We start from the raw sequence: 24,634 nt of genomic DNA, 5'->3' as shown, positions 1-24,634 counted from the left end.
AGACCGGTTCCTGACGAGGGGTCGGCAACAGGAGAGAAAGCCGTGGCCCGTATTGCCGGCGTGAACATTCCGACCAACAAGCGCGCGCTGATCGCGCTCCAGTACATCCATGGCATCGGCCAGAAGATCGCCGGTGAGATTCTGGAGAAGGTGAAGATCCCCGTGGATCGTCGCGTCAATCAGCTCAGCGATGCCGAAGTGCTGCAGATCCGCGAAGTGATCGACCGCGATTATCTCGTCGAGGGCGATTTGCGTCGTGAGGTCGGCATCAACATCAAGCGTCTGATGGACCTCGGCTGCTACCGCGGCCTGCGTCATCGTCGCGGTCTGCCGGTGCGCGGTCAGCGTACCCACACCAATGCGCGCACGCGCAAGGGCCCGGCCAAGGCCATCGCCGGCAAGAAGAAGTAAGTTTTCGAATCCAATCGCGGCGTGTGGCGAAAGGCGAGAACCCGTTCGCCACACGCCTTTCGTTCCACAGGTGTAGCCGCTGGCACTACGGCGGCGTTTGAGATCTTCAGGAAAGGTACTCTATGGGCAAGGAAGCCACCCGCGTTCGTCGTCGTGAGCGCAAGAACATCGCCTCCGGCGTCGCGCACGTGAATTCGTCGTTCAACAACACGACCATCACCATCACCGACGCGCAGGGCAACACGATTGCCTGGTCCTCCGCCGGTACGATGGGCTTCAAGGGCTCGCGCAAGTCGACCCCGTACGCCGCGCAGGTTGCCGCCGAGGACGTCTCGAAGAAGGCGCAGGAGCACGGCATGCGCACGCTGGAAGTCGAAGTTGCCGGTCCCGGTTCGGGCCGCGAGTCGGCGCTCCGCGCGCTCCAGGCTGCAGGCTTCACCGTCACCTCGATCCGCGACGTGACAACGATCCCGCACAACGGTTGCCGTCCCCGCAAGCGTCGGCGCGTTTAATACGAGGTCGCGGGCGCCATCGTCGCCCGCGATAACTTTTTTTAAGAAGCCGCAGGTGCGACCTGCGGCCTTTCTCCAACGCCAGAATCTGCAGTGGCAGTTTGACTGGCCTGTATGGGTGAAAACAGTGACGATCCAGAAAAATTGGCAAGAACTGATTCGGCCGAACAAGCTCCAGGTGACCCCCGGCAGCGATTCGAACCGCTTTGCGACCATCGTCGCCGAGCCGCTTGAGCGCGGTTTCGGCCAGACGCTCGGCAACGCGCTGCGCCGCATCCTGCTCTCCTCGCTCCAGGGCGCGGCGGTGCAGTCGGTGCACATCGACGGCGTGCTGCACGAGTTCTCCTCGATCGCGGGCGTCCGTGAGGACGTCACCGACATCGTGCTGAACATCAAGGACATCTCGATCAAGATGCAGGGCGAAGGCCCCAAGCGCATGGTCGTGAAGAAGTCCGGCCCGGGCGTCGTCACCGCCGGCGACATCCAGACCGTGGGTGACGTCGTGGTGCTCAATCCGGACCTCCAGATCTGCACCCTCGACGAGGGCGCCGAGATCCGCATGGAGTTCACGGTCGCCACCGGCAAGGGCTACGTGCCCGCCGAGCGCAACCGCCCCGAGGACGCGCCGATCGGCCTGATCCCGGTCGACAGCCTGTACTCGCCGGTCCGCAAGGTCTCCTACAAGGTCGAGAACACCCGTGAGGGTCAGATCCTCGATTACGACAAGCTGACCATGACGATCGAAACCAACGGCGCGCTGACGCCGGATGATTCCGTGGCCTATGCCGCGCGGATCCTCCAGGATCAGCTCAACGTGTTCGTCAACTTCGAAGAGCCGCGCAAGGAAGTCGCCCAGGAGATCATCCCGGACCTCGCCTTCAACCCGGCCTTCCTCAAGAAGGTGGACGAGCTCGAGCTGTCGGTGCGTTCGGCCAACTGTTTGAAGAACGACAACATCGTCTACATCGGCGACCTCGTGCAGAAGTCGGAAGCCGAAATGCTCCGCACCCCGAACTTCGGCCGCAAGTCGCTGAACGAGATCAAGGAAGTGCTGGCCCAGATGGGTCTGCATCTCGGCATGGAAGTGCCGGGCTGGCCGCCGGAGAACATCGACGAGCTCGCCAAGCGCTTCGAGGATCACTACTGATCTGAACTTACAACAAGCGAAAGCGCGACTTCATCGCGCTCTCGCGGGCGAACGCAGGCAGCCCACCTGAGCAACAAGTCCGACGAACCGTCGCGACGAATGGAATCTAGGGAATACAAACATGCGTCACGGCAAGGTTCATCGTAAGCTCAATCGCACCGCCGAGCATCGCCGCGCGATGTTCGCAAACATGTGCGCCGCGCTGATCAAGCACGAGCAGATCGTCACCACGCTGCCGAAGGCCAAGGAATTGCGCCCGATCGTGGAGAAGCTGATCACCCTCGGCAAGAAGGGCGGCCTCGCCATGCGCCGCCAGGCGATCTCCGAGATGCGCGACAAGGATCAGGTCAGGAAGCTGTTCGACACGCTGGCGCCCCGCTACAAGGACCGCCAGGGCGGCTACACCCGCATCATCAAGGCTGGCTTCCGCTACGGCGACAACGCCCCGATGGCGGTGATCGAGTTCGTCGATCGCGACGTCGACGCCAAGGGCCAGGATTCCGGCCCGGTGCAGGAAAAGGAAGCCGAGGCGGCGTAAGCCGTTTCAGCAGGTACGGAATTGAAAGCGGCGCCCTCGGGCGCCGCTTTTGTTTTCGGACTGGCGAAGATCCGCGAGATCATTCCTCCTTGATTCCCGCCTTTTGTGCGATCTCCTTCATTTCGGCGGTCTCCTTGCCGACGGCTCCCGCCCAATCGGTGTATCGGGCGAAGCCGGGCTCAAAGCCGACCTTGCCGAACCGCTCGATGACGGAGGGGTTGTTGATGATCTCCTCCAGCGTCGCCGACAGCTTGTCGCGAACAGCCGGTGGCAGTCCCTTGGGAGCGACGACGGCGCCCCATGACGCGAAGTCGATGTTGCCATAGCCGAGTTCGGCGAGCGTCGGCACGTCGGGCAGGAACGGCGTGCGCTTGCCCGAAAACACGGCGAGCACTTTGACAGCGCCAGCCTCGATCTGCGGCTTGACGGCGATGACGGTGTCGACGTGGTACTGGATGTGCTTGCCGATCAGGTCGTTCATCGCCGGCGCGCTGCCCTTGTAGGGCAGGTGGACCATCTTGATCCCGGCGACCGATTTGAACAGTTCGCCCGCAAAATGCGAGACGGTGGCGACGCCGAAGGACGCCAGCGACAGCTTGTCCGGATTGGCCTTCGCCTCGGCGACGAGCGCGGCCACGTCCTTGACCGGGTTGTCCTTGTAGGTGACGAGGGCCAGCGTGATCTTGCCGACCTGGCCGAGCGGCTCGAAATCCTTGGCGGCATCGTAAGGCACGCTTTCCTTCACGGCCGCGGGCAGGGTGAAGCTCGAATTCGAGCTGAAGAACAGGGTGTAACCGTCGGGCGCCGAGCGCGCGACTTCCTTGGCTGCGATCGTGGTGCCGCCGCCGGGCCGGTTCATGATGACCACGGACTTGCCGAGCCGAGTCTCCAGTTCGCCGCCGATGATGCGCGCCACCACGTCGGAGGCGCCGCCGGGCGGGAAGGGGACGATCAATTGCAGCGATCTTTCGGGATAGACCGCTTGAGCCGGCGCGAGCGAATTACCGCCCATCAGACCAAGCAACCCGAGCGTAAGAGTAAGGGCTGTTCTCTTCATCGCGCGGTTCTTCCCGTGTTCACTTGAGCAAAAAGGCCTCAGTCCAGCTTTGCAATAATCGTTCCAGCGGCGACAGGGGCACGTGAGGTGTTGCGTTGCTGCTGGACCAGTCCTGATCGTCTCACTGATTGGTGAGCGCCAATTGCGGCCCAATCCGCCGCCTCCGATATGCTCGTCATCGCTCTATTGGAGACACGACATGAACATCGACCTTTCCGGAAAGACTGCCCTCGTGACCGGCTCGACCGCCGGTATCGGCCACGCGATCGCCAAGGGCCTCGCCGCCTCCGGCGCCAGCGTCGTGATCAACGGGCGCGGCCAGGACAAGGTCGATGCCGCCGTGCGAAAGCTGGAAGGGACGGGCGCCAAGGTCCGCGGCATCGCTGCCGACGTCTCGACCGTTGCGGGCTGCAAGGCGCTCGTGGCGGCGCTGCCGGAAGTCGACATCCTCATCAACAATGCCGGCATCTTCGAGCCGAAGGACTTTTTCGAGATTCCGGACGAGGACTGGAGCCGCTTTTTCGAGGTCAACGTGATGAGCGGCGTGCGGCTGTCACGCGCTTACCTGATGGACATGATCGAGCGCAATTGGGGCCGCATCGTCTTCATCTCCTCGGAATCCGGGCTCAACATTCCCGTCGAGATGATCCATTACGGCATGAGCAAGACCGCCCAGCTCTCGGTGGCGCGCGGGCTCGCCCAGCTCACCCGCGGCACCGGCGTCACCGTCAATTCCGTGCTGCCGGGCCCGACCATGTCGGAGGGCGTCGAGACCTTCGTCAAGGATCTCGCGAAACAGAACGGCCAGTCGGTCGATGAAGCCGCCGCCAACTTCGTCAAGCAGCACCGCCCGAGCTCGCTGATCCAGCGTTTTGCCAGCGTCGAGGAGATCGCCAACATGGTGGTCTATGTCGCCTCGAAGGAAGCGTCCGCGACCAACGGCGCGGCGCTGCGGGCCGAGGGCGGCATCGTCAACACGATTGCATGAGGCTGTGTTGTAGGGTGGGCAAAGCGAAGTGTGCCCACCGCTCGTTTTGTCCTCGCTGAGCGATAGTGGGCAGGCGCGAGTGCGCCTTTGCCCACCCTGCGCACCAGCGCTGTCGCTCCTACCACCCCTCCAGCACGATCTTGCCGCGCGACTTGCCGCTCTCGAGCAGCGCATGCGCGCGCTTGAGGTTGGCGGCGTTGATAGTGCCAAAGGTCTGGTCGAGCGTGGTACGCAAGACGCCCTTGTCGATGAGGTCGGCGACGTCGTTGAGGAGATGATGCTGCGCGATCATGTCGGGTGTCTGAAACGAGGAGCGCGTGAACATCGACTCCCAGTGCACCGAGATCGCCTTGCCCTTGAATGCGCTCACGGTGAACTCCGGCGGATCGTCGATCAGGCCGAACCGGCCCTGCGGCACCATGAAGTCGGCGATCGCCTTGTAGTGCTGGTCGGTGAAGGTGAGGCTCGCCACCAGCGCGACCGGCGGCAGCTTGAGCTTGTCGATCTGCTCCTTCATCGGCTTGCCGTGGTCGATCACCGCATGTGCACCGAGATCGAGACACCATTTTTGCGACTCCGGCCGCGTCGCGGTCGCCAGCACCGTGAGGCCGGTGAGGCGGCGCGCGAGCTGAATCAGGATCGAGCCGACGCCGCCCGCGCCACCCGTGATCAGGAGCGTGCGCGGATCGACGCTCTTGCCGGGCACCGCGCCGAGCCGGTCGAACAGCAATTCCCAGGCGGTGATGGAGGTGAGGGGCAGGGCGGCGGCCTGGGCAAACGATAGGCTCTTCGGCTTATTGCCGACGATGCGCTCGTCGACCAGGTGGAATTCGGCGTTGGTGCCCTGGCGCAGGATCGAGCCGGCGTAAAACACCTCGTCGCCCGGCTTGAACAGCGTGACCTCGGGCCCGACCGCATCGACCACGCCGGCCGCGTCATAGCCCAAAATCTTCACCTCGCCCTCGGGCGGGGCGGCGCGCTTGCGCACCTTGTAATCGACCGGATTGGCCGAGATCGCCTTCACGGCGACGCGGATATCGCGCCCCCCGGGCTCGGGCTTTGCGGTCTCGAAATCGATCAGCGCGTTCTGATCCTCGATCGGAAGCGATTTTTCGTAGCCGACGGCTTTCATGGCTTGTCTCCATCAGATGGCGTGCTCGCTCGCTGCCCCTAACTGTCGCCCTGGGTCCGGTTTTTGCAAGTCCTGTAAACCAACAAGCCGGCACGCGGCGTAAGTATCCGGGAGCGCGCCGTGTCGCTCCCGGAAGAGTTCGCATCAGAACGCAAACTGCGTGCGCATCGCGACCGCGTCGAACTTCGAGCCGACATCGGCGGTTGAAACCGGCGAGGCCTGCCGCGACACGGTGCCGTGCAGGTAGTCCAGCATGAAGCGGACGTTGCCGTTGACGTACCAGTTGAGCGCGGCCGTATAGACCGTCTGCCGTCCGCCGGCGATGCCGGTTGCCGTTCCCAAATGGTCGTTCAGGTCGATCGTGGAGAACCGACCCGCGATCTCCCAGGCGCCCCAGCCACCGCCCTCGAGCGAGAAGGGATGCGCCGGCTTGACGCCGCCATAGGCGGCGTTCGCCGCATTGTAGCTGCGGCTCTCGCCCGTCAGCACGTAGCCGGCTTGCGCGTAGCCCCCCTGGAATTTGACGCTCGGAGCGCCCAGCGGGGGCAGGCCGGTATTCGCGGTACGATCGATATTGTACCAGAAATACTCGCCTTGCAGGATCAGTGGCCCATAGGTGGCTGCGGCTTCGACGCTGTAGACCTGTGCGCCCGAGGCATTGGCAATCGCGCCGGTCGAAGCCAGCGCCGTCGGATCGATGCGTAGTTCCGGACGATCGTTCAGCGTGACCGTCTGCGCGCCCGTCACCAGATTGCGCGTCGGCTGGATCAGCCATTCGGCATTGCCGCCGAGATGGACCGAGTAGTCCTTGCCGCTGACGACCTGACCTGCGACGCGGGCGACCGCCCCGTACTGCTCGGTGGTGCCGTTCGGCGCGACGCTGGAGGCCGAGTGGATCGCCCCCGTGGCTGGACCGGTGACATAGGCGCCGGCCCAGAACACGTCATTGTACCAGCGCGTGCCGATGGCCGAACGGAAGTCGCCTGCGGCGATGCTGGTGGCGACGATGCCGGCCGAGGCGCGCTCCATGAACATGATGTCGTTGGAGCTCGTGGCCTCGTCGAGCGTGTAGGGCAGGTCCATGATGCCGCCCTCGATGGCCATCTTGCCGCCGAACGGTTTCAGACCGGTGTAGCTGAGATAGGCGTTCTCGACACCGGAGACGCCGCCGCCGGGCAGCGATCCCGGCGCTGCGCCGCCAAATCCGTCGGAGGAGCCGCCGAAGTCGTAGACCAGCGCGAAGTTCCAGTCGTTGAAGAATTTGCCGGTGACGCCGATCCGCGCGCGGCGGACGTTCTCGCCGCTGTCGAGCTTCTGCGGCACGGTGGCCGCCGTGTTGGGGCGATAGTTGTATCCTCCGACGTCCCAATGCACGCGGCTGGTGATGGCGACGCAATTCGCCTGGTCGGCGGTACAGATGGTCGGACGGTTGTTCGGCATGGTCACGATCACGCCGGAGGCCGGCGCGGGGCCCTTCACCGGGATCGCCGCGTTTGCATTGGCCACGACCGCCTTCGCCTCCGAGCGCGCTTCGGCTTTGGCCTCGGCTTTTGCTTCGGCTTTGGCCTTCGCGGTCGCCGCCGTGTTCGCGGCGGTCTGGCTCTGGAGCTTGTCGAGCTTCTGCTCCAGCATCTTCAACTGCTGCTTCAGCAGCGCGATCTCCTGCTCGCTGCTGCTTGCCGCCTGGGCCAGCGCCTGCGAGGCCGACAGCGCGGCGGCAACACCAATCGCCGTGGCTGCAAGTCTTGTTCTGCTCACGTTACGCCTCCATCGTTTGACGAACTTCCCCAAGTCGCAACAGCAGAGCGTAAGCGTGATCGATGACTGCCCCGCGACGCTGCGCCCGGTTGCGCGGTTCCCACTGATGCTAATTCGCCGCAACCGAATCCGCCTTGCATCACCATGCAAGATGACGCGCACCATGCCAATCCGCCGCTCAGGCAAATTGCCGATTCGCACGCCCGGCTTGCAGGCCGGACACACCGGAAACGGGCTCAATATTGCCGCCTGGCGCCCTTCTATTGGCGGGCGAACGCGCCTATATTCCGGCGTCTTTTCCAAGAGGTAGGAATGTTTCGATCGACCCGGACCGCCGTCGTCACGGCATTGTGTATGGCGTTTTCGGCCCACTTCAATCCGGCTGCCGCGCAGGACCGCCGTGTCCCGTCCTCGCCGGCCGAGCTGCGGCTGTCCTATGCGCCGATCGTGCAACGGGTGCAGCCGGCGGTCGTCAACGTCTATGCCGCCAAGGTGGTGCAGAACCGCAATCCGCTGCTCGACGACCCGATCTTCCGCCGCTTCTTCGGCGTTCCGGGCCAGCAGCCCGAGCAGATGCAGCGCTCGCTCGGCTCCGGTGTCATCGTCGATGCCTCCGGCCTCGTCGTCACCAACGTTCACGTCATCGAGGGCGCGGACCAGGTGAAAGTGTCGCTGTCGGACAAGCGCGAGTTCGAGGCCGAGATCCTGCTCAAGGATCCGCGCACCGATCTCGCGGTGCTCCGCCTGAAGGACAGCAGGGAGAAATTTCCGACGCTCGACTTCACCAATTCCGACGAGCTGTTGGTCGGCGACGTCGTGCTGGCGATCGGCAATCCCTTCGGCGTCGGCCAGACCGTGACCCAGGGCATCATCTCGGCGCTGGCGCGCACGCAAGTCGGCATCACCGACTACCAGTTCTTCATCCAGACCGATGCGGCGATCAATCCCGGCAATTCCGGCGGCGCGCTGGTCGACATGAGCGGCAAGCTCGCCGGCATCAACACCGCGATCTATTCGCGCTCGGGCGGATCGCAAGGCATCGGCTTTGCGATCCCCGCCAACATGGTGCGCGTCGTCGTCGCCTCCGCCAAGAGCGGCGGCAAGGCCGTGAAGCGGCCGTGGCTCGGGGCAAAATTGCAGGCCGTGACGCCCGAGATCGCCGAGAGCCTCGGCCTGCGTTCGCCGACCGGTGCGCTGGTCGCGAGCGTGGTCTCGAACGGCCCCGCGGCGAAGGCCGGCCTGAAATCCTCCGACCTCATCACCGGGATCGACGGCCAGACCGTCGATGATCCCAACGCCTTCGACTATCGCTTCGCGACGCGACCGCTCGGCGGCTCCGCGCAGATCGACGTGCAGCGCGGCGGCAAGCCGCTCAAGGTCACGATCGCGCTCGAGACCGCACCCGACTCCGGCCGCAACGAGCTCGTCATCACCGCGCGCTCGCCGTTCCAGGGGGCGAAAGTCTCGACCATCACGCCGGCGGTTGCCGACGAGCTGCATCTGGATGCCGACACCGAAGGCGTCGTGGTCACCGATCTCGGCGGCGACAGCGCGGCCGCCACTGTCGGCTTCCAGAAGGGCGACATCATTCAGGCCGTCAACAACCAGAAGATCAGCAGGACCGTCGACCTCGAAAAGGCCGCAGGCGAGCGCCCGCGCATCTGGCGCATCACGCTGGTGCGCGGCGGCCAGCAGATCAACGTCACGCTGGGCGGATGAGTCCGAAACGACCACAGCAGACGCCAACTCTCTTCGCTGCGGCGGGGCTCGATCACGACGCGCCGCATCCGCTGCCGGACCGGCTGCGCCCGCGCGCGCTGTCGGAGGTCGTGGGCCAGGATCATATCCTCGGTCCCGACGGCGCGCTGACGCGCATGCTGGAAACGCGCACGCTGGGATCGCTGGTGTTCTGGGGGCCGCCGGGTACCGGCAAGACCACCGTGGCGCGGTTGCTGGCGGATGCCACCGACCTGCATTTCGAGCAGATATCCGCGGTGTTCTCCGGCGTCGCCGATCTCAAGAAGGCGTTCGATGCCGCGCGCGCCCGCCGCGAGATGGGCAAGGGCACGCTGCTGTTCGTCGACGAGGTGCACCGCTTCAACCGCGCCCAGCAGGATTCGTTTCTGCCTGTGATGGAAGACGGCACCGTGGTCATGGTCGGCGCCACCACCGAGAACCCGTCCTTCGAGCTCAACGCGGCGCTTCTGTCGCGCGCCCGCGTGCTGGTGTTTCGCTCGCTCGATGCCGCCGCGATCGAAAAACTGTTCGCGCATGCCGAGGCGGTCGAAGGCAGGAAGCTGCCGCTCGATGACGAGGCGCGCGCGGTGCTGGTGCGCATGGCCGACGGCGATGGAAGGGCATCGCTGACGCTCGCCGAAGAGGTCTGGCGCTCGGCGCGAGCCGATGAGATTTTCAATGCCGCGCAATTGCAGGACATCCTGCAGCGCCGCGCCCCGATCTACGACAAGTCGGCCGATGGCCACTACAATCTGATCTCGGCGCTGCATAAGTCGGTGCGCGGCTCCGACCCCGATGCCGCGCTGTATTATCTCGCCCGCATGTTAGATGCCGGCGAGGATCCGCTGTTCCTGGCCCGCCGCGTCGTGCGCATGGCGGTCGAGGACATCGGCCTTGCCGATCCGCAGGCGCTCGTCATCGCCAATGCGGCCAAGGATGCGTTCGACTTCCTCGGCCATCCCGAGGGCGAGCTCGCGATCGCGCAGGCCGTGGTCTATCTCGCCACCGCGCCGAAATCGAATGCCGTCTACACCGCCTTCGGCGCGGCGATGCAGGCCGCCAAGCAGGCCGGCTCGCTGCTGCCGCCCAAGCACATTCTCAATTCCCCGACCAAGCTGATGAAGTCGGAAGGCTACGGCGCGTCTTACGAATACGACCACGACGCCCCCGACGCCTTTTCGGGACAGGACTATTTTCCGGAAGCCCTCGGCCGCCAGACCTTCTACGACCCGCCCGAGCGAGGTTTCGAGCGCGAGATCCGGAAGCGGCTGGATTACTGGGCCAAGCTGCGGAAGGAGCGGGGCGGCGGAGGCTAAATTGCCGTTTCGTCGTGACGTAAGGGCACTTTTGAGCTAGGCAGGCATCATGAGCCGCCGCATCAAGAGAATGAACCCAAAGCCCCGTTCGCGTGACGAGCGCGATGAAGCGCGCCCGTTCAAGGCGCGTAGCGCCAAGAAGGCGGGCCCGCGTCCCGGGGCCAAGCCGGGTGCGAAGCCGCCGCGCTTTGTGGCCGAACGCACCGAGCGGCGCGCGCCCAAGGCTGCCGTGCCGGAAGCGCCTGCCGCTGCAAAGCCGGTCGAGGCGCTGCTGCCGACCAAGGTGCAGACCGTCAAGGTGACGGCCGACGAGAACAACATGCGCGTCGATCGCTTCCTCGAAGCGCGCTTTCCCGGCCTGTCGTTCTCCCACATCCAGCGCGTCGTGCGTAAGGGCGAGCTTCGCGTCGACGGCAAGCGCGTCGACAGCAAGGACCGGCTCGAGGAGGGCCAGAGCGTTCGCATTCCGCCGCTCAAGCTCGATACGCCGAAGGCCGCCAGCGAGCTCTCGGAGGCCGCGCAGAAGACGCTCAAGGCGCTCAAGGAGATGACGATCTACGAGGACGACGACGTCCTCGTGCTGAACAAGCCCGCCGGCCTTGCGGTGCAGGGCGGCTCGGGCATGACGCGGCACATCGACCAGATGCTGGAGGTGATGCGTGATTCCAAGGGCCAGAAGCCGCGCCTCGTGCACCGCATCGACAGGGAGACGTCAGGCTGTCTGCTGATCGCGAAGACGCGCTTCGCGGCCTCGCATCTGACCAGCGCGTTCCGCTCGCGGTCGGCGCGTAAAACCTATTGGGCGCTGGTGCCGGGCCTGCCGAAGCCGAAGCAGGGCCGCATCTCGACTTTTCTCGCCAAGGAGGAGAGCGAGGACGATACCATCATGCGCATTGCCCAGCATGGCGACGAGGGTGCCAGCCACGCGGTGACGTACTATGCGGTGGTCGAGACCGCCGGCAACAAGCTGACCTGGGTGTCGCTGAAGCCGGTGACGGGCCGCACCCACCAGCTGCGCGCGCACATGGAGCACATCGGCCATCCCATCGTCGGCGATCCCAAATATTTCAACATCGAGAACTGGCAGCTCCCGGGCGGCCTGCAAAACCGGCTGCACCTTCTGGCACGCCGCATCGTGATTCCGCACCCGCGCGGCGGCTTCATCGATGCCACCGCGCCGCTGCCCCAGCACATGCAGCAGTCGTGGAATTTGCTCGGGCTGGACGCAAGCCGGTTTGATCCGATCGAGAACGCGCCGGAAGAGTAATTGGACTGAATGGGGATAGGTGATGCCTGCCTCATTTCAGGTGTCATCGCCCGCGAAGGCGGGCGATCCAGTATTCCAGAGACAGCAGTGATTGAGCCGAGAAGCCGCGGCGTACTGGATGCCCCGCCTGCGCGGGGCATGACAGCTGTGAATGTGGTGGCGATCGACAACCAGAACGCTCAGTTCCGAAACTGCTCCATAAACATCCGCAAGGAGTCATGCGGGCTCTCGACATCCGTGATCAGCCAGCCCTCGGGCCCGCTGACCAGCACGAAATTCAGCGCCACCGGGCGGCCGCGATTATCGAAATTCGCGGCGACATAGGTCTTGTCGTATTGCCTGCGGACGACCGCGATCGTGACGGGGCCGAGCTTCCAGCTCGGGCTCTGCACCAGGAAATCATACGGCTCGACCCTCGGCGTGCTCCAGGCCTTGCGCAGGGCGAGATCGAAGAATTGCCGGGCGGTCGCGGCATTCCGCGGCAGGCCTTTTGACAGCTCCGGCGCGCCCTCGCCGTAATAGGCATAGACGTTGCGGACCAGCGATTCCGGGGTGCGAAAGCCGGCCTCCGCCGAGGCTAGCCAAAGCCCGGCGAACATGGCCACAATGCCCGCAAGTTCCCTCATGCCTGCCGCCCGCTTTATCGGCCACCGGTCTTGGCTTAAAAGCCTAGCATTCAGCGGCGGAGACCGAAAACTCAAGATGCGCGAATTGTTCGATGAAGCCGCGGGGCAGGCCCCGCGCGATCCGCAAGCGGCTATCCGTCAGGCCGCACGCACGCCACAGCGCAAGCGCTTTTACAAGGAAGCCGCTGTCGCCGAGGCCGAGGGCGGCTTCGCCATCACGCTTGACGGCAAGCCGATCCGCACGCCGTCCAAGCGCCAGGTGGTCATCCCCTCACGCGCGCTGGCCGATGCGGTGGCCGCCGAATGGGCGGCCCAGCGCGAGACGATCGATCCCGTCACCATGCCGCTGACGCGGATCGCCAACAGCGTGGTCGAGGGCGTCGTCGACTGTGTCGAGCTCGTGGCCCAGGATCTTGCGAAGTATTTCGAGTCCGACCTGCTGTTCTATCGCGCCGGCCACCCGGAAGGGCTGGTCGCCCGCGAGGCCGCGCATTGGGACCCCGTGCTGTTCTGGGCTGCGGAGACGCTGGGGGCGCACTTCATCCTGTCCGAAGGCGTCATGCATGTGAAGCAGCCGGACGAGGCGGTTCAGGCCGTCCGCGCCGCGCTGCCCGGCGATGCCTGGCCGATCGCCGCCCTTCATGTGGTCACGACCCTGACCGGCTCGGCGCTGTTGGCGCTGGCGCTGGCCTATGGCGCGCGCGATGCCGATCAGGTCTGGGCCGCTGCCCATGTCGACGAGGACTGGAACGCCGACCAATGGGGCGTGGACGAGGAGGCAGCCAGCCGCCGCGCCGCCCGCCTGAAGGATTTTCAGGCCGCGGTGACGGTTTTGGCGACTGTGAAGCCGCTGGCGGCCAAAGGTCCTTAACGAGAGGTTTACGAGGACGGCCTTAGGGTGAGGCCAGCGTTCCCTGGGCCCCCGAGATGCCGACGCCGATAAGCTCGATCGTTCCGGTCAGTGCCGCCAGCTCTGTAGTTGATGCGGCGACGCCCGATCTTGTGCTCCAGCCCGGCAGCGTCGTGGACGCCAGGGTCGTCAGTGTGATGGCCGACAATCTGGTGCGCATCGCGATCGCCAACCTCTCGATGGACGTGATGTCGGAGGTGTCGCTGACACCTGGGCAAAATCTCCAACTCGCCGTATCGCAGAACGACGGCACCATCCGGCTCGCCGTCATGAACGGGGCAGGCGGGACAACGGCCGATCAGATCACGTTGACGCCGGCTGCCGCCTCATTGGTGGAGAGCCCGTCACTCGCGCCGACCGCGGGCACGGCACGCAATACTCTGACGCCTTCGGAACAGGTTGCCGTGACCGTGGCTTCGGCCGAAGCGGTCACAAAACAGGGCAGCCAGGCGCCGTTGTTCGCCAATCTCGCCTCCGTCGTCACCGGCAGCGATCTGCCGGCGGGGCTGAAGCAGGCGGTGCTGGACGTGCTTGCGCAGCAGACACCGCTCAACGCCGGGCTCGATGGCGGCGATATCGAATCCGCCTTCCAGAAGTCGGGTCTGTTCCTCGAGGCTTCGCTTGCCACAGGCGCGGCGCCGCCCTCGGGCACCATGCCGGATTTGAAAGCGGCGTTGCTGGTGCTGCGGCAGACATTGGCCACGCTCGAGACCTCGCCACAGGCGCAAGCTGCTGCGCCTCCGACTGCCACCACGGGGACACCGCAGGCCGCTGCCGCGCCAGTGCAGGCTGCATTGCCGTCAGCGGAATCCGAGATCCCTCAATCGCCGCAACTACCGCGCAACGCCACTCTCGCGGCCGCCGTGCTGGCCGACATCGCCGGCGGCGCTCCGCAAGCCGTGCTGCCGCGTACGATGTCTGCGGGCCTTGCCGCAAGCCTCCTGCAAGAGGTCATGCAAAACCTGCCGCGCCTGACCGGCAATTTGCCGGGCTCGAACAAGGCCGTACCCGACGGCCACATCTTCGAGGCAGCCACGCGCGCGACGCCACCGCCGTTCCGCGGCGCATTGCCAGCGCCGCAGGCCATCGCCTCGCCATCGCTCGCGCCTGATACACCGCTCTCCGCAACGGTGCATCGCCTGCTCGACGACACTGATGCCGCGATCGCACGGCAGACGCTGCTGCAGGTCGCCTCGCTTCCCGATCGCGGCGGCGCCGGCGGGCACCGCACTGATCCGGCTGTGCCGCAGTGGAATTTCGAGATTCCCTTTGCGACCCCGCAGGGCACCGCGATGGCGCAATTCGAGATCTCGCGCGACGGCGGCAACGAATCCGCCGATCCCGCCAAGCGGGCCTGGCGCGCGCGCTTCACGCTCAATGTCGAGCCGGCCGGCCCCGTGCACGCGCTGATCACGCTCAATGGCGACAAGACTTTCGTGCGGATGTGGGCCGAGCGGCCGGTGACCGCGCAGCAGCTCCGCGCCGGAATCGGCGAGCTCAACCAGGCCCTGACACGCGCCGAGCTCAAGCCCGGCGACATCATCGTGCGCGACGGCACGCCGCCGCAGCCGGCGCCGGCCCGCGCCGGCCATTTCCTGGATCGCGCCACATGAGCGATCCCTCCAAACTCGCGATTGCGCTGCACTACGAGCGGGGCACCAATGCGCCCGTTGTCGTCGCCAAGGGCAAGGGCACGATCGGCGAAAAGATCGTCGAGATCGCCAAGGCCAACGACATCCCGATCGAGGAGAACGAGATTCTGGCCGGCGCGCTCTCCAAGGTCGAGCTCGGCGAGGAGATCCCGCCCGACCTCTACAAGGCGGTCGCCGAAGTGCTGGTGTTCGTGCTGCGGCTGTCGGGCCGGGGGCGCTAGAGCATGATCCGGACCCGAAGGGCCGCGTTAGCGCAAAGTGTGCAGCGGTTTTCCGAAGAGATCATGCTCAAGATATAACCTGTCATCGTTTCACCACGTAGCGGCTGCATGCTCGTGCCGCTTTCATTGCTCAACGGATACCGCCCGTGCTGACCCGCCGCTCCACCCTCGGCCTTCTCGCCGCTACCGCGATCCTGCCCTCGCGCGCGCTCGCCCATGTCGCGCCGCCGCGCAGCGAGATCCGCGACAGCCTGGCAAAACGCTTCAGTGATCTCGGCACCTCAGGCACCTTCGTCGGCTATAAGGTCGAGGATTATCTGATCGTCGCGAGCGACAAGGAACGGTCGGGCGAGGGCAAGCTGCCGGCCTCGACCTTCAAGATTCCGAACTCGCTGATCGCGCTGGAGACCGGCGTCGTCGCCGACCCCGATAAGGACGTGTTTCCCTGGGACGGCGTGAAGCGCGGAATCGAGGCCTGGAATAAGGATCACACGCTGCGCAGCGCGATCGCGGTCAGTGCGGTGCCGGTCTATCAGGAGATCGCGCGGCGCATCGGCCATGAGCGCATGCAGAAATACGTCGACCTGTTCGACTACGGCAATCGCGACATCGGCGGCGGCATCGACCAGTTCTGGCTCACCGGGAATTTGCGCATTGATCCGGTCGAGCAGATCGATTTCGTCGACCGCCTGCGCCGCCGCGCGCTGCCGATCGGCAAGCGCAGCCAGGATCTCGTCGCCGACATCCTGCCGGTGACGAAGGTCGGCGACAGCGTCATTCGCGCCAAGTCCGGCCTTTTGGGCGCCGAGCGCGGCGAGCCGTCGCTCGGCTGGATGGTGGGCTGGGCCGAGAAGGGCGAGGCGCACACGGTGTTTGCGCTCAACATGGATTGCAAAGAGCCGCGCCTCGTCGGCGAGCGCATGCCGCTGACGCAAGCCTGCCTTGCCGAGATCGGCGCGATCTAGCGCATGATCCGGAAAAGTGTGGAGCGGTTTTCCGAATAGATCATGCGCAAAAGGAATGTGCGCAGCCGCGTGCGGACCTGCTAGCATCTTCCGACCAAGCAAAAGAAAAGGTCGGGAGGACATAATGAACGCAACGCCACTCTGGCTGTCATCGCTCACGTTGGCCGCTGCCGGCGGCTGGCTTGCCGCCACAAAACAACGGACCCGCGTGTCAATTCGGCGCGCGGCGATCGGCTCCAGCGTCATGGCCGGGCTTGTCCCGGCCATCCACGACCTTCTCTGACAGTGCAAAGAACGTGGATCCCCGGGACAAGCCCGGGGATGACGACCTTGCCGCCTCAGGCCTTGTCGGCGGTCTTCTTCACCGTCAGCGCCTGGTCGATCGCGAAGCCGCCGATCTCGCTCATCGCCTGCGAGATCACGTCGCCCTTGCGGGCAAAGCCTTCGGAGAGGAAATCGAACTGGGTGCGCGCCAGCCGCAGCACCTCGATCGGCACCGAGACCACGGTCTCGTTGAAACTGTCGACGGAGGCGCGCAAGTTGTCGAGCTCGGCGGTGAGCTTGCCGATATGGCTTTCCGCATGCTGCATCAGGCCGAGCAGCTTGTTGCGCTCGGCATCGAACGCCGCGCGCTCGGCGGCCGCCGCCGCGGTCACCTCGGCAAGCTGGGCCCGCAGCGCTTCGATCTGGCTGACCATGGCATCGGAGGCAAGTTCGGCCGTCTCGCGCAGCTCGACATGCCGCGTGCTCTCTTCCTGCGTCTGGTGATAGAGCCGCTCGGCCGTCATGGCCCGCTGGCTCAGCGACTCGATCAGGCTTGCTGCACGCAACAGCATCTCGCCGTTCCGCCCCGACACCATGCTGGCCATGCGCCGCAGGAAATCAGTGGTTTCAGACGATGAGTTCGGCGGCAGGGGGACGACCGTCGCGGACATGGTGATGCTTGAGCCAGGGCATAATGACCGCCGCCGTACCGACTGGGCTCACGCAACATTCGGCGCCTGATCGATGAACTCCGAGCAAGCCTGAATCGGCAGGCCGGGTCAACCGGGCCGAGTCGCCAAATTTGCGGCTCCGTCAGGCGTCCTTCTGCCGCCCGATCCGGCCCAGATGCGTGAAGCCGAACCCGGCCGAATATTTCAGGCCATAGCCCAGCGCCCGGTCAAGGCCGATATGAGCGAGCCAGATCAAGGCGATCGACAAGGTGAGGGGCGAGGCGAAGCCGAAACCGAGCGTCAGCAGCGCCACCGGGGCCATGTAGCTGTGGGCCGCATTGTAGATCATCGCCCCGAAGCGCACGTCTGAGAGATAAGCTAAAAAGCTCAGGTCGGGCACGAAGAAGAGCAGGGCGAACACTGCCCAAGAGCCGTCCCAGGCCGCGTAGAGCATCACCATCCCTGCGAACAGGGTCAGGCCCTCCAGGCGCAGCAGGATGTTGACGCCGCCGGTTGCCGCACCGGTCTCGGCCGTTCCTTGGTCCATCGTTGCCTCCTAGGCAAAACTTTGTAATTCCTTGCGCTTTGGCGCTGCGGCAAGGCAGCCCTGCGGCGCCGAAAGCCGCTTCCCGGCCCGCAAAATGCCGTGTTAGAACCCCCGGCAATCGCATTTAGGCTAAGAACTGGCGGGAGCAAATGAAGAACATCCTGGACGCCCTTGAAGATCGTCGCGCCGGAGCGAAGCTCGGCGGCGGGGAGAAGCGCATCGAGGCGCAGCATGCCCGCGGCAAGCTGACCGCGCGCGAGCGCATCGAGCTCTTGCTCGACAAGGGATCGTTCGAGGAGTTCGACATGTTCGTCGAGCACCGCTCGACTGAATTCGGCATGGAGAAGAACAAGATCCCCGGGGACGGCGTCGTCACCGGCTGGGGCACGGTCAACGGCCGCAAGACGTTTGTCTTTGCCAAAGACTTCACGGTGTTCGGCGGCTCGCTGTCCGAGACCCACGCGCTGAAGATCACAAAACTCCAGGACATGGCGATGAAGGCGCGGGCGCCCATCATCGGCCTCTATGATGCGGGCGGCGCGCGCATCCAAGAGGGCGTTGCCGCACTCGCCGGCTATTCCTATGTGTTCCGCCGCAACGTGCTCGCCTCGGGCGTGATTCCGCAGATCTCCGTCATCATGGGCCCCTGCGCCGGCGGCGACGTCTATTCGCCGGCGATGACCGACTTTATCTTCATGGTGAAGAACACCAGCTACATGTTCGTCACCGGCCCGGACGTGGTGAAGACCGTCACCAACGAGGTCGTCACCGCCGAGGAGCTCGGCGGCGCTAGCGTGCACGCCACGCGCTCCTCGATCGCCGACGGCGCCTTCGAGAACGACGTCGAGACGCTGCTGCAGATGCGCCGCCTGATCGACTTCCTGCCGTCCAACAACACCGACGGCGTGCCGGAATGGCCGAGCTTCGACGACATCGGCCGGGTCGACATGTCGCTCGACACGCTGATCCCCGACAATCCGAACAAGCCCTACGACATGAAGGAGCTGATCCTCAAGGTCGTGGACGAGGGCGACTTCTTTGAGATCGCGGATGCCTTCGCCAAGAACATCGTCACCGGCTTCGGCCGCATCGCCGGCCGCACCGTCGGCTTCGTCGCCAACCAGCCGATGGTGCTGGCCGGCGTGCTCGACTCTGATGCCTCCCGCAAGGCCGCGCGCTTCGTCCGCTTCTGTGATGCCTTCAACATCCCGATCGTCACCTTCGTCGACGTGCCGGGCTTCCTGCCCGGCACCGCGCAGGAATATGGCGGCCTGATCAAGCACGGCGCAAAACTGCTGTTCGCCTATTCGCAGTGCACCGTGCCGCTGGTCACCATCATCACCCGCAAGGCCTATGGTGGCGCCTTCGACGTCATGGCCTCCAAAGAGATCGGTGCCGACATGAACTACGCCTGGCCGACCGCGCAGATCGCGGTGATGGGCGCCAAGGGCGCGGTCGAGATCATCTTCCGCGCAGACATCGGGGACCCCGACAAGATCGCTGCCCGCACCAAGGAATACGAAGACCGCTTCCTGTCGCCGTTCATCGCCGCCGAGCGCGGCTACATCGACGACGTCATCATGCCGCACTCGACGCGGAAGCGCATCGCGCGGGCGCTGTCGATGCTGAAGGACAAGAAGGTCGAGACGCCGGCCAAGAAGCACGACAATTTGCCGTTGTGAGGACGTGTAGCCCGATGAGCGCGGCGATATCCGGGGTCTTGCCTTTGGGCCCGCATGCCGCGTCGCTCATGCGGGCTGCCGGTTCCGTCTCTGACTTTTCACCTTCGATCTAGACTCGAATGACCGAAAACGATCCGACCGACGAGATTTCCGATATCGAAGCGCGAATCGAGCGGCTCGCCGAGATCGCCGAGCGCTGCCGAAAGTACATCCTCGCGTCCAAGATCGCTATCGGCGGCGGCGGCGCGCTGCTGTTGATCATGATCCTCGGTCTGTTCGGCGCAGGTCTGACCGCGGCACTGGGATCGATCGCCTTGGTGCTGGGTGGGATCGTGTCCCTCGGTTCGAACATCAGCACGTTGCAGCAAACCGAAAGCGCGATTGGTGATGCGGAAGCGCTTCGGTCTCAACTGATCAGTCGCATCGATCTTCGCGTGGTCGCGGATGCGCCGATGAAGTTGGTGTGACGCGCCGCTTGTCGGCCAACGTCACGCCGCAGCCCTGCGCGTCAGGATCTGCAACTCCTCGCGGCATTCGGCTGCGAACGCCTGAAGCTGCTCCACGGTGTGCCGGTCGAGGATCGCCTTTGCCAGCCGTTCGGCGCGGGCAAGCTGCTCTCTGAGATATGCGATGCGGGCCATGTGTCACCTTCCGCAGGGGTTATTTGCTGGCGGGAAACCTATCGCTAACACCGGATTAATTATGTGAGGCACGTCACGCTCCAGCGCGCCCCGCATCCGCCGCAGCGAAATGCGCCATCTGGTCCGCGTGGGCCTTGGCGAAGGCGGGGCGGGCGGTAGCGCGGGCGACGTAGGCGCGGCAGGCAGGACTGTCCGTCAACCCGTCGAAGCTATCGACGACGCGCAGCACGTCCGACATCAGGATGTCGGCGACAGAGAACGTGCCTGCCAGCCATTCGCGGTTGGCCAGTACCGCCTCCATGTGCTTGAGGCGGAGCTTGAGGAAGTCGTCCACGAATTTCCACGCCGCCGTATCGCTCGGATGACCCATGAACTTCGACATGGTCCAGGGCAGGCTCGCCATCTCCACCGAATTGAGCGCGGCGAACAGCCATTCCGTGGCTTCGTTGCGGCCGCGCGGATCGGCGGGCATGAGCTTTGCGCTGTGGCCGCCGAGATGCAGCAGGATCGCGCCGCTCTCGAAGATCGAGAGGTCGCCATCGGTCAGCCACGGCACCTGGCCGAACGGCTGGTGCGCGAAATGCGTAGGCCCGCGGTCGCCGAACGGCACGCTCGCGACGCGATAGGGGAGCGCTGCCTCTTCCAGCGCCCATCGTACGCGAAGATCGCGCACGAAACCGCGCGGCATTTCGGGAACCCAATCGAAGGTCGTCAAGGTGAGTTCGGCCATGGCTCGTCTCCGTGCTGTCTTGAGCGTAGGACGGATGAAGGGCGCGCGTTCCGACACCGCTGCCGACTATTTTGTCGTCGGTGCCGCAAGCGGTTAGTCTGACGCCAAACAACAGGAGGAAACCAAAATGCCCGCCGCTTACTTCGTCGTTCGTGCCATCGTCACCGATGCCAGCAAGCGCGCCGCCTTCGACAGATGGTACGAGACCGAGCACACGCCGGACGCGGTGAAGGCGTTCGGCGTCGCCAAGGCCTGGCGGTTCTGGAGCCTGGACGATCCCTCGCTGCATCAGGCGATGTATCAATTGGAGAGCGAAGTTGCGCTGCACGCCATGCTGAAGGGCGAGGCGCTGAAAAAGCTCGTCGCCGATTTCAACCGCGACTGGCCCGAGGTGACGCGCACGCGCGAGCTGTAGGTGCTGGCCAGGAATTCGCGAAGTAAGCACCCCTCCATGCCGCTTTCAATAAACCTGAATGCGCGATTCAGCTTTGGTTCATGTCGCGACCGCGACACTTCCTTTGCATCACTTGCTCGATAGCCAGAGGGACATGTCATGGAACGCCGCAATTTTCTGAAACTCGCAATCGGTGTCGCGGCGGGCGCCGCCGCGTTCACGACCGCGGCACAAGCCGCGCCGTTGGCGCCGCAGCCGCTCGGTGATCCCCGCATGCCGCAAGGCAATCCCGACGCGCATCCCGCCGTCACCAGCCGCGAGGAGGCCGCGCAGCTCAAGCCCGAGGAGGTGCACTGGCACGGCCGTGGTCGCTGGCATCGCCGCCATTGGGGCTGGCGCCGCCGGCGCTGGCATCGCCGCCACTGGTAAGCTTCGCGCAAGCCAGACACGAACGGGGACCGCGATTGCTGTCCCCGTTTTGATTCTCGGCCCCGGTATCAGACGCGCAAAAAGAAAATGGCCGCGCCAGCCAACGCTGCGCGGCCATTTCGCAATGCGAAAAGACGAGATCAGAACGGACGGCAGCGGCCGGCGTACCAGCGGAAACCATAGGGGCAGACGCGCGCGCGGGGCACGACGACGACAGGGGCCGGCGCGACCACGATCGGACGCGGGCGCACGACGACCGCACCGCGCATCGGACGGCAATTGCCGTAAGCGCCGCGGTACCAGCCGGGGCCGCAGCCGCCGGCGGCGCTGGCCGCCTCGCTGAAACCGACGACCGCGCTGGCGAGCATGACGGCGGCAAACAGGTATTTCATTTGATCTTCCTTCTCGTCCTTGGGACAGACTGTTGGGGTTAGACTCTTGGGGCCGCGCCTCGCGGCGCACAATGAATCAAAAGACACGATTCGACACGTTAAATCTGGGGAAGACACGTGCCGATACGTCGCGATCCAAATCTGCCAATCATGACCTGAATGCGGCATGAACGTTGCTCGCATCCTGCTTGAGGCGACGCGCCGGCGTCGCTAGCGGCCGAGAAAGCCCAGCACCAGCTCCCGGTACTTCTCCGGCGCCTCGAGGAAGACGAGATGGCCGGTGTCGGCGATCACCTCGGCCCGAGCATTCGGCATCTTCGCGGCGAGCGCCTTCGCGAGCTCGGCGTTCTGGCCCATCTTGGCGCGGAGCGCTTCCGGCGCGTTCGGACGGCCCGGCGCGTTGTGATCGTCGGCGCCCATCACGAACAACGTCGGTTCGGTGATCAGGGGGATCTCGTGTGCGACCGGCTCGCGATAGATCATCTGGCCGGAGCTGACGAAGGCGCGCAGCCAGCGCGGATAATCCGGGCTGCCCTTGATGTTGAAGCGGGCGTCGATGAACGGCGTGATCGCCTCGCCCGGCAGCTTGATCGCGTAATTGGTCTGGAGCTGCTTGCGATAGCCCTCCGCCGTGAGCTTGTCCTCGCTCTCGATGATCTTCTCGGTCGGCACCGGCGGCACGTAGAGACGGTAATCCTCGAGCCCGATCGGCGCGGTCAGCACGAGATGAGCGACGCGATCCGGATAGGCGCGGGCGATGCGGACCCCCAGCATGCCGCCGAGCGAATGGGCGACGATCTCCGCCTTGTCGATCTTGAGATGATCGAGCAACGCGATGGTGTTACGCGCCAGGTTGTCGAAATGCAGCTCGCCTTGCGGCTTGGAGGATTTGCCGAATCCGATCTGGTCCGGCACCACGACGCGATAACCGGCCTCGCTCAGCATCTTGATGACCGGCGCCCAGTAGCTCGAGGGGAAATTGCGCCCATGCAGCAGCACGACGGTGCGTCCATTCGGCTGCGCAGGAGCGACATCCATATAGGCCATGCCGAGCTGCTCGCCGTCGTTGACGACGGGCAGCAGGTGCACGGGATAGGGATAGGCAAAGCCTTCGAGCGCGATGCCGTAGGGCTCGCGCGGGGCCGTGTCGGCGGCGCGGGATGTAAGAGGAGCGGCGAGAAGAGCGGTGCAAAGCACGGCCGGGAGGAGGCGGATCATTGAAGGCTCTGAGTCATGTTGGCGCTAGGAGAGACATTCTCCGTCATGCCCGGCTTGACCCGCCTGCGCGGCCGAAGCCGCTTCGGCGAGGCGAAGGCCCGGACATCCACGTGGTGTCGCGCAAACTGCACTAAAGACGTGGATGGCCGGGTCAAGCCCGGCCATGACGAGAAGAGACGCTTACACGCGCTTGTGTTTAGTCCCGACCGTCGCCGAACAGCACGGCAAACTGCTTCTCGCCGGTGCGGGTGAAGTTCACCACGCGGCTGCCCGGAGTGGGGTCGCGCGCCGCCCATTTCAGCTCGTTGAAGCGCTGCATCATGGCGGCCCCCAGCGTGCCGGCGAGATGGTGGCGCCGCTCGCTCCAGTCGAGGCAGGCCTTGCACACCGGGCGGCGCGGATGGGTGAGCATCTCGAGCGAGATCTGCAGATGTTTGGCGAGGAAGCGCGCGCCCTCGGCCGTCAGCTCGATGTCCTGCTTCTTCTGCCTGATCAGGTTTCGCGTGCGCAGGCTGTCGAGCATCTGCACGCCGAGATCGCCGGCGAGATGGTCGTAACAGATCCGCGCGCGTCGCAGCGCCGGATCCTTCGGCCCGGTGCGCACGCGCATGTGGCCGGTGCGCGCGGCAAGGCCGGCAAGACCTTCGAGCACACCGGCGACGTCGTCGTCGGTGAGGCGATAGTAGCGGTGGCGACCCTGTTTCTCCGGCTCGACCAAACCGCCGGCCTCGAGCTTCGACAGATGCGAGCTTGCGGTCTGCGGCGTGATGCCGGCTTCCTGTGCCAGCTCGCTCGCGGTGAGCGCGCGGCCGTTCATCAGCGCCGTGAGCATGTTGGCGCGGGCGGGATCGCCAACCAGAGCGGCGACCATGGCGATGTCGGGTCCTGATTTCATGCTTCGATGGTAGCCGAAGCATTGTGGTCGGGCAAGGCGTAGCGTGCTGCTACATCGTCGTTGCGAACGAACGGCGAAGCAAATCCGGAAGCCAGATCCCACCCTGAGGAGCGCGCTCTTGCGCGCGCCTCGAAGGGCGAGGCCGAGAGCCGGGCCTTGCATCCTTCGAGACGCGCGTTCCGCGCTCCTCAGGATGAGGGGACAAACACAGGAGCCCATCATGTCCGTCACCGTCTTCATCCGCTACCAGCTCGATCCCTTCAAGCGCGCGCAGTTCGAGGAATACTCGAAGCGCTGGCTCACCATCATCCCGAAATGCGGCGGCGACCTGATCGGCTATTTCATGCCGCACGAAGGCACCAACAATATCGCCTTCGGGCTGATCACCTTCGAGAGCCTCGCCGCCTACGAGGCCTATCGCGCCCGGCTGCGTCAGGATTCGGAGAGCATGGCCAACTTCCACTTCGCCGAGGAGCACAAATTCATCCTGGCAGAAGAGCGCACCTTTTTGCGCAAGGTGGTATTGTAAGCCAC

At 64.9% G+C, this 24,634-nt stretch carries 29 protein-coding genes; 18 read left to right on the top strand and 11 right to left on the bottom strand.

The annotated features are described in order from the left end of the window. The first annotated feature begins 42 nt into the window (after window positions 1-42). The 4 genes from rpsM (at window position 43) to rplQ (ending at window position 2,608) form a co-directional block, all read left to right on the top strand. The gene (rpsM, locus tag QSV46_RS22350) at window positions 43-411 is read left to right on the top strand and encodes a 30S ribosomal protein S13 (RefSeq protein WP_314956720.1); all 369 of its coding nucleotides are present in this window, start codon (window positions 43-45) and stop codon (window positions 409-411) included. Between the two features lie 122 nt (window positions 412-533). Then, window positions 534-923 (top strand): 30S ribosomal protein S11, encoded by a 390-nt coding sequence (gene rpsK, locus QSV46_RS22345; protein WP_007603045.1) that lies wholly within the window; start codon window positions 534-536, stop codon window positions 921-923. 118 nt (window positions 924-1,041) lie between these two features. Further along, window positions 1,042-2,070 (top strand): DNA-directed RNA polymerase subunit alpha, encoded by a 1,029-nt coding sequence (locus QSV46_RS22340; protein ID WP_314956609.1) that lies wholly within the window; start codon window positions 1,042-1,044, stop codon window positions 2,068-2,070. Between the two features lie 121 nt (window positions 2,071-2,191). Further along, window positions 2,192-2,608 carry a 50S ribosomal protein L17 gene (gene rplQ / locus QSV46_RS22335; protein WP_007603047.1) on the top strand — a complete coding sequence of 139 codons (417 nt, stop codon included), beginning with the start codon at window positions 2,192-2,194 and terminating at the stop codon, window positions 2,606-2,608. A gap of 79 nt (window positions 2,609-2,687) precedes the next feature. Here the strand turns inward: rplQ and QSV46_RS22330 are convergent, their stop codons facing one another. Continuing rightward, window positions 2,688-3,665, bottom strand: a complete 978-nt coding sequence (locus QSV46_RS22330; RefSeq protein WP_314956598.1) for a tripartite tricarboxylate transporter substrate binding protein — start codon at window positions 3,663-3,665, stop codon at window positions 2,688-2,690. A 199-nt stretch (window positions 3,666-3,864) separates the two neighbouring features. Between QSV46_RS22330 and QSV46_RS22325 the strand changes: the two genes are divergently transcribed. Then, on the top strand, window positions 3,865-4,653 hold the full coding sequence (locus QSV46_RS22325; protein WP_314956595.1) for an SDR family oxidoreductase: 789 nt from the start codon (window positions 3,865-3,867) through the stop codon (window positions 4,651-4,653). Window positions 4,654-4,771: 118 nt separating this feature from the next. Here QSV46_RS22325 and QSV46_RS22320 read toward each other — a convergent pair whose 3' ends face one another. Together QSV46_RS22320 and QSV46_RS22315 are read right to left on the bottom strand one after the other, a co-directional pair. After that, window positions 4,772-5,785 carry a zinc-binding alcohol dehydrogenase family protein gene (locus QSV46_RS22320; protein ID WP_314956593.1) on the bottom strand — a complete coding sequence of 338 codons (1,014 nt, stop codon included), beginning with the start codon at window positions 5,783-5,785 and terminating at the stop codon, window positions 4,772-4,774. 144 nt (window positions 5,786-5,929) lie between these two features. Further along, window positions 5,930-7,543: an OprO/OprP family phosphate-selective porin gene (locus QSV46_RS22315; RefSeq protein WP_314956591.1), complete on the bottom strand. Its 1,614-nt coding sequence runs from the start codon at window positions 7,541-7,543 to the stop codon at window positions 5,930-5,932. A gap of 312 nt (window positions 7,544-7,855) precedes the next feature. Here QSV46_RS22315 and QSV46_RS22310 point away from each other — a divergent pair, with 312 nt between their 5' ends. From QSV46_RS22310 to QSV46_RS22300, 3 genes are read left to right on the top strand one after another with little or no spacing between them, the layout of a single operon-like run. Next, complete coding sequence (locus QSV46_RS22310; protein WP_314956588.1) at window positions 7,856-9,262, top strand: DegQ family serine endoprotease; 1,407 nt, start codon at window positions 7,856-7,858, stop codon at window positions 9,260-9,262. Further along, on the top strand, window positions 9,259-10,596 hold the full coding sequence (locus QSV46_RS22305) for a replication-associated recombination protein A (protein WP_314956585.1): 1,338 nt from the start codon (window positions 9,259-9,261) through the stop codon (window positions 10,594-10,596). The genes QSV46_RS22310 and QSV46_RS22305 overlap by 4 nt, the downstream gene beginning before the upstream one ends. Before the next feature lie 49 nt (window positions 10,597-10,645). Next, on the top strand, window positions 10,646-11,863 hold the full coding sequence (locus tag QSV46_RS22300; RefSeq protein ID WP_314956583.1) for an RluA family pseudouridine synthase: 1,218 nt from the start codon (window positions 10,646-10,648) through the stop codon (window positions 11,861-11,863). Between the two features lie 179 nt (window positions 11,864-12,042). Here QSV46_RS22300 and QSV46_RS22295 read toward each other — a convergent pair whose 3' ends face one another. Beyond that, the gene (locus tag QSV46_RS22295) at window positions 12,043-12,489 is read right to left on the bottom strand and encodes a hypothetical protein (RefSeq protein ID WP_314956580.1); all 447 of its coding nucleotides are present in this window, start codon (window positions 12,487-12,489) and stop codon (window positions 12,043-12,045) included. A gap of 76 nt (window positions 12,490-12,565) precedes the next feature. Here QSV46_RS22295 and QSV46_RS22290 point away from each other — a divergent pair, with 76 nt between their 5' ends. From QSV46_RS22290 to QSV46_RS22270, 5 genes are all read left to right on the top strand, one after another. Beyond that, window positions 12,566-13,360 (top strand): ATP12 family chaperone protein, encoded by a 795-nt coding sequence (locus QSV46_RS22290; protein ID WP_314956578.1) that lies wholly within the window; start codon window positions 12,566-12,568, stop codon window positions 13,358-13,360. A 56-nt stretch (window positions 13,361-13,416) separates the two neighbouring features. Next, window positions 13,417-15,012: a flagellar hook-length control protein FliK gene (locus QSV46_RS22285; protein ID WP_314956575.1), complete on the top strand. Its 1,596-nt coding sequence runs from the start codon at window positions 13,417-13,419 to the stop codon at window positions 15,010-15,012. Next, a complete protein-coding gene (locus tag QSV46_RS22280; protein ID WP_314956571.1) occupies window positions 15,009-15,272 on the top strand; it encodes an EscU/YscU/HrcU family type III secretion system export apparatus switch protein in 264 nt (87 codons plus the stop codon). The genes QSV46_RS22285 and QSV46_RS22280 overlap by 4 nt, the downstream gene beginning before the upstream one ends. Window positions 15,273-15,418: 146 nt before the next feature. Then, window positions 15,419-16,237 carry a penicillin-binding transpeptidase domain-containing protein gene (locus tag QSV46_RS22275; protein ID WP_314956568.1) on the top strand — a complete coding sequence of 273 codons (819 nt, stop codon included), beginning with the start codon at window positions 15,419-15,421 and terminating at the stop codon, window positions 16,235-16,237. Window positions 16,238-16,361: 124 nt separating this feature from the next. Continuing rightward, window positions 16,362-16,520 (top strand): hypothetical protein, encoded by a 159-nt coding sequence (locus QSV46_RS22270; protein WP_314956565.1) that lies wholly within the window; start codon window positions 16,362-16,364, stop codon window positions 16,518-16,520. Between the two features lie 55 nt (window positions 16,521-16,575). Here the strand turns inward: QSV46_RS22270 and QSV46_RS22265 are convergent, their stop codons facing one another. Beyond that, entirely contained in the window at window positions 16,576-17,172 is a 597-nt protein-coding gene (locus QSV46_RS22265; protein WP_314956562.1) for a hypothetical protein, read from the bottom strand. A 142-nt stretch (window positions 17,173-17,314) separates the two neighbouring features. After that, window positions 17,315-17,719 carry a DUF4260 domain-containing protein gene (locus QSV46_RS22260; RefSeq protein WP_314956559.1) on the bottom strand — a complete coding sequence of 135 codons (405 nt, stop codon included), beginning with the start codon at window positions 17,717-17,719 and terminating at the stop codon, window positions 17,315-17,317. 149 nt (window positions 17,720-17,868) lie between these two features. Between QSV46_RS22260 and QSV46_RS22255 the strand changes: the two genes are divergently transcribed. Together QSV46_RS22255 and QSV46_RS22250 are read left to right on the top strand one after the other, a co-directional pair. Continuing rightward, on the top strand, window positions 17,869-19,401 hold the full coding sequence (locus QSV46_RS22255; protein WP_314956556.1) for an acyl-CoA carboxylase subunit beta: 1,533 nt from the start codon (window positions 17,869-17,871) through the stop codon (window positions 19,399-19,401). Between the two features lie 119 nt (window positions 19,402-19,520). Beyond that, window positions 19,521-19,868: a hypothetical protein gene (locus QSV46_RS22250; protein WP_314956553.1), complete on the top strand. Its 348-nt coding sequence runs from the start codon at window positions 19,521-19,523 to the stop codon at window positions 19,866-19,868. 21 nt (window positions 19,869-19,889) lie between these two features. Here QSV46_RS22250 and QSV46_RS22245 read toward each other — a convergent pair whose 3' ends face one another. Continuing rightward, window positions 19,890-20,042 carry a hypothetical protein gene (locus tag QSV46_RS22245; protein ID WP_314956550.1) on the bottom strand — a complete coding sequence of 51 codons (153 nt, stop codon included), beginning with the start codon at window positions 20,040-20,042 and terminating at the stop codon, window positions 19,890-19,892. A 73-nt stretch (window positions 20,043-20,115) separates the two neighbouring features. After that, window positions 20,116-20,772 carry a glutathione S-transferase family protein gene (locus QSV46_RS22240; RefSeq protein WP_314956548.1) on the bottom strand — a complete coding sequence of 219 codons (657 nt, stop codon included), beginning with the start codon at window positions 20,770-20,772 and terminating at the stop codon, window positions 20,116-20,118. 127 nt (window positions 20,773-20,899) lie between these two features. Here QSV46_RS22240 and QSV46_RS22235 point away from each other — a divergent pair, with 127 nt between their 5' ends. Both QSV46_RS22235 and QSV46_RS22230 read left to right on the top strand, forming a co-directional pair. Beyond that, window positions 20,900-21,187 carry a hypothetical protein gene (locus QSV46_RS22235; protein ID WP_314956545.1) on the top strand — a complete coding sequence of 96 codons (288 nt, stop codon included), beginning with the start codon at window positions 20,900-20,902 and terminating at the stop codon, window positions 21,185-21,187. Window positions 21,188-21,325: 138 nt separating this feature from the next. Next, window positions 21,326-21,595, top strand: coding sequence for a twin-arginine translocation signal domain-containing protein (locus QSV46_RS22230; RefSeq protein ID WP_314956543.1), 270 nt, complete (start codon window positions 21,326-21,328; stop codon window positions 21,593-21,595). 140 nt (window positions 21,596-21,735) lie between these two features. Here the strand turns inward: QSV46_RS22230 and QSV46_RS22225 are convergent, their stop codons facing one another. From QSV46_RS22225 to QSV46_RS22215, 3 genes are all read right to left on the bottom strand, one after another. Continuing rightward, complete coding sequence (locus QSV46_RS22225; protein ID WP_314956540.1) at window positions 21,736-21,987, bottom strand: GCG_CRPN prefix-to-repeats domain-containing protein; 252 nt, start codon at window positions 21,985-21,987, stop codon at window positions 21,736-21,738. Between the two features lie 210 nt (window positions 21,988-22,197). Continuing rightward, window positions 22,198-23,205, bottom strand: a complete 1,008-nt coding sequence (locus QSV46_RS22220; protein ID WP_314956538.1) for an alpha/beta hydrolase — start codon at window positions 23,203-23,205, stop codon at window positions 22,198-22,200. Window positions 23,206-23,401: 196 nt separating this feature from the next. Continuing rightward, window positions 23,402-24,100: a winged helix-turn-helix domain-containing protein gene (locus tag QSV46_RS22215; protein ID WP_314956535.1), complete on the bottom strand. Its 699-nt coding sequence runs from the start codon at window positions 24,098-24,100 to the stop codon at window positions 23,402-23,404. Between the two features lie 220 nt (window positions 24,101-24,320). On the opposite strand from QSV46_RS22215, the gene QSV46_RS22210 reads away from it, so the two are divergent. Further along, window positions 24,321-24,629: an NIPSNAP family protein gene (locus QSV46_RS22210; protein ID WP_314956532.1), complete on the top strand. Its 309-nt coding sequence runs from the start codon at window positions 24,321-24,323 to the stop codon at window positions 24,627-24,629. Window positions 24,630-24,634: the final 5 nt, after the last annotated feature.

It is taken from the genome of Bradyrhizobium cosmicum, from assembly GCF_032290525.1.
Taxonomy (GTDB): Bacteria; Pseudomonadota; Alphaproteobacteria; order Rhizobiales; family Xanthobacteraceae; genus Bradyrhizobium; species Bradyrhizobium cosmicum_A.
Note: the sequence above shows the minus strand (reverse complement) of the source record. Positions and strands in the feature narration are given on the sequence as shown.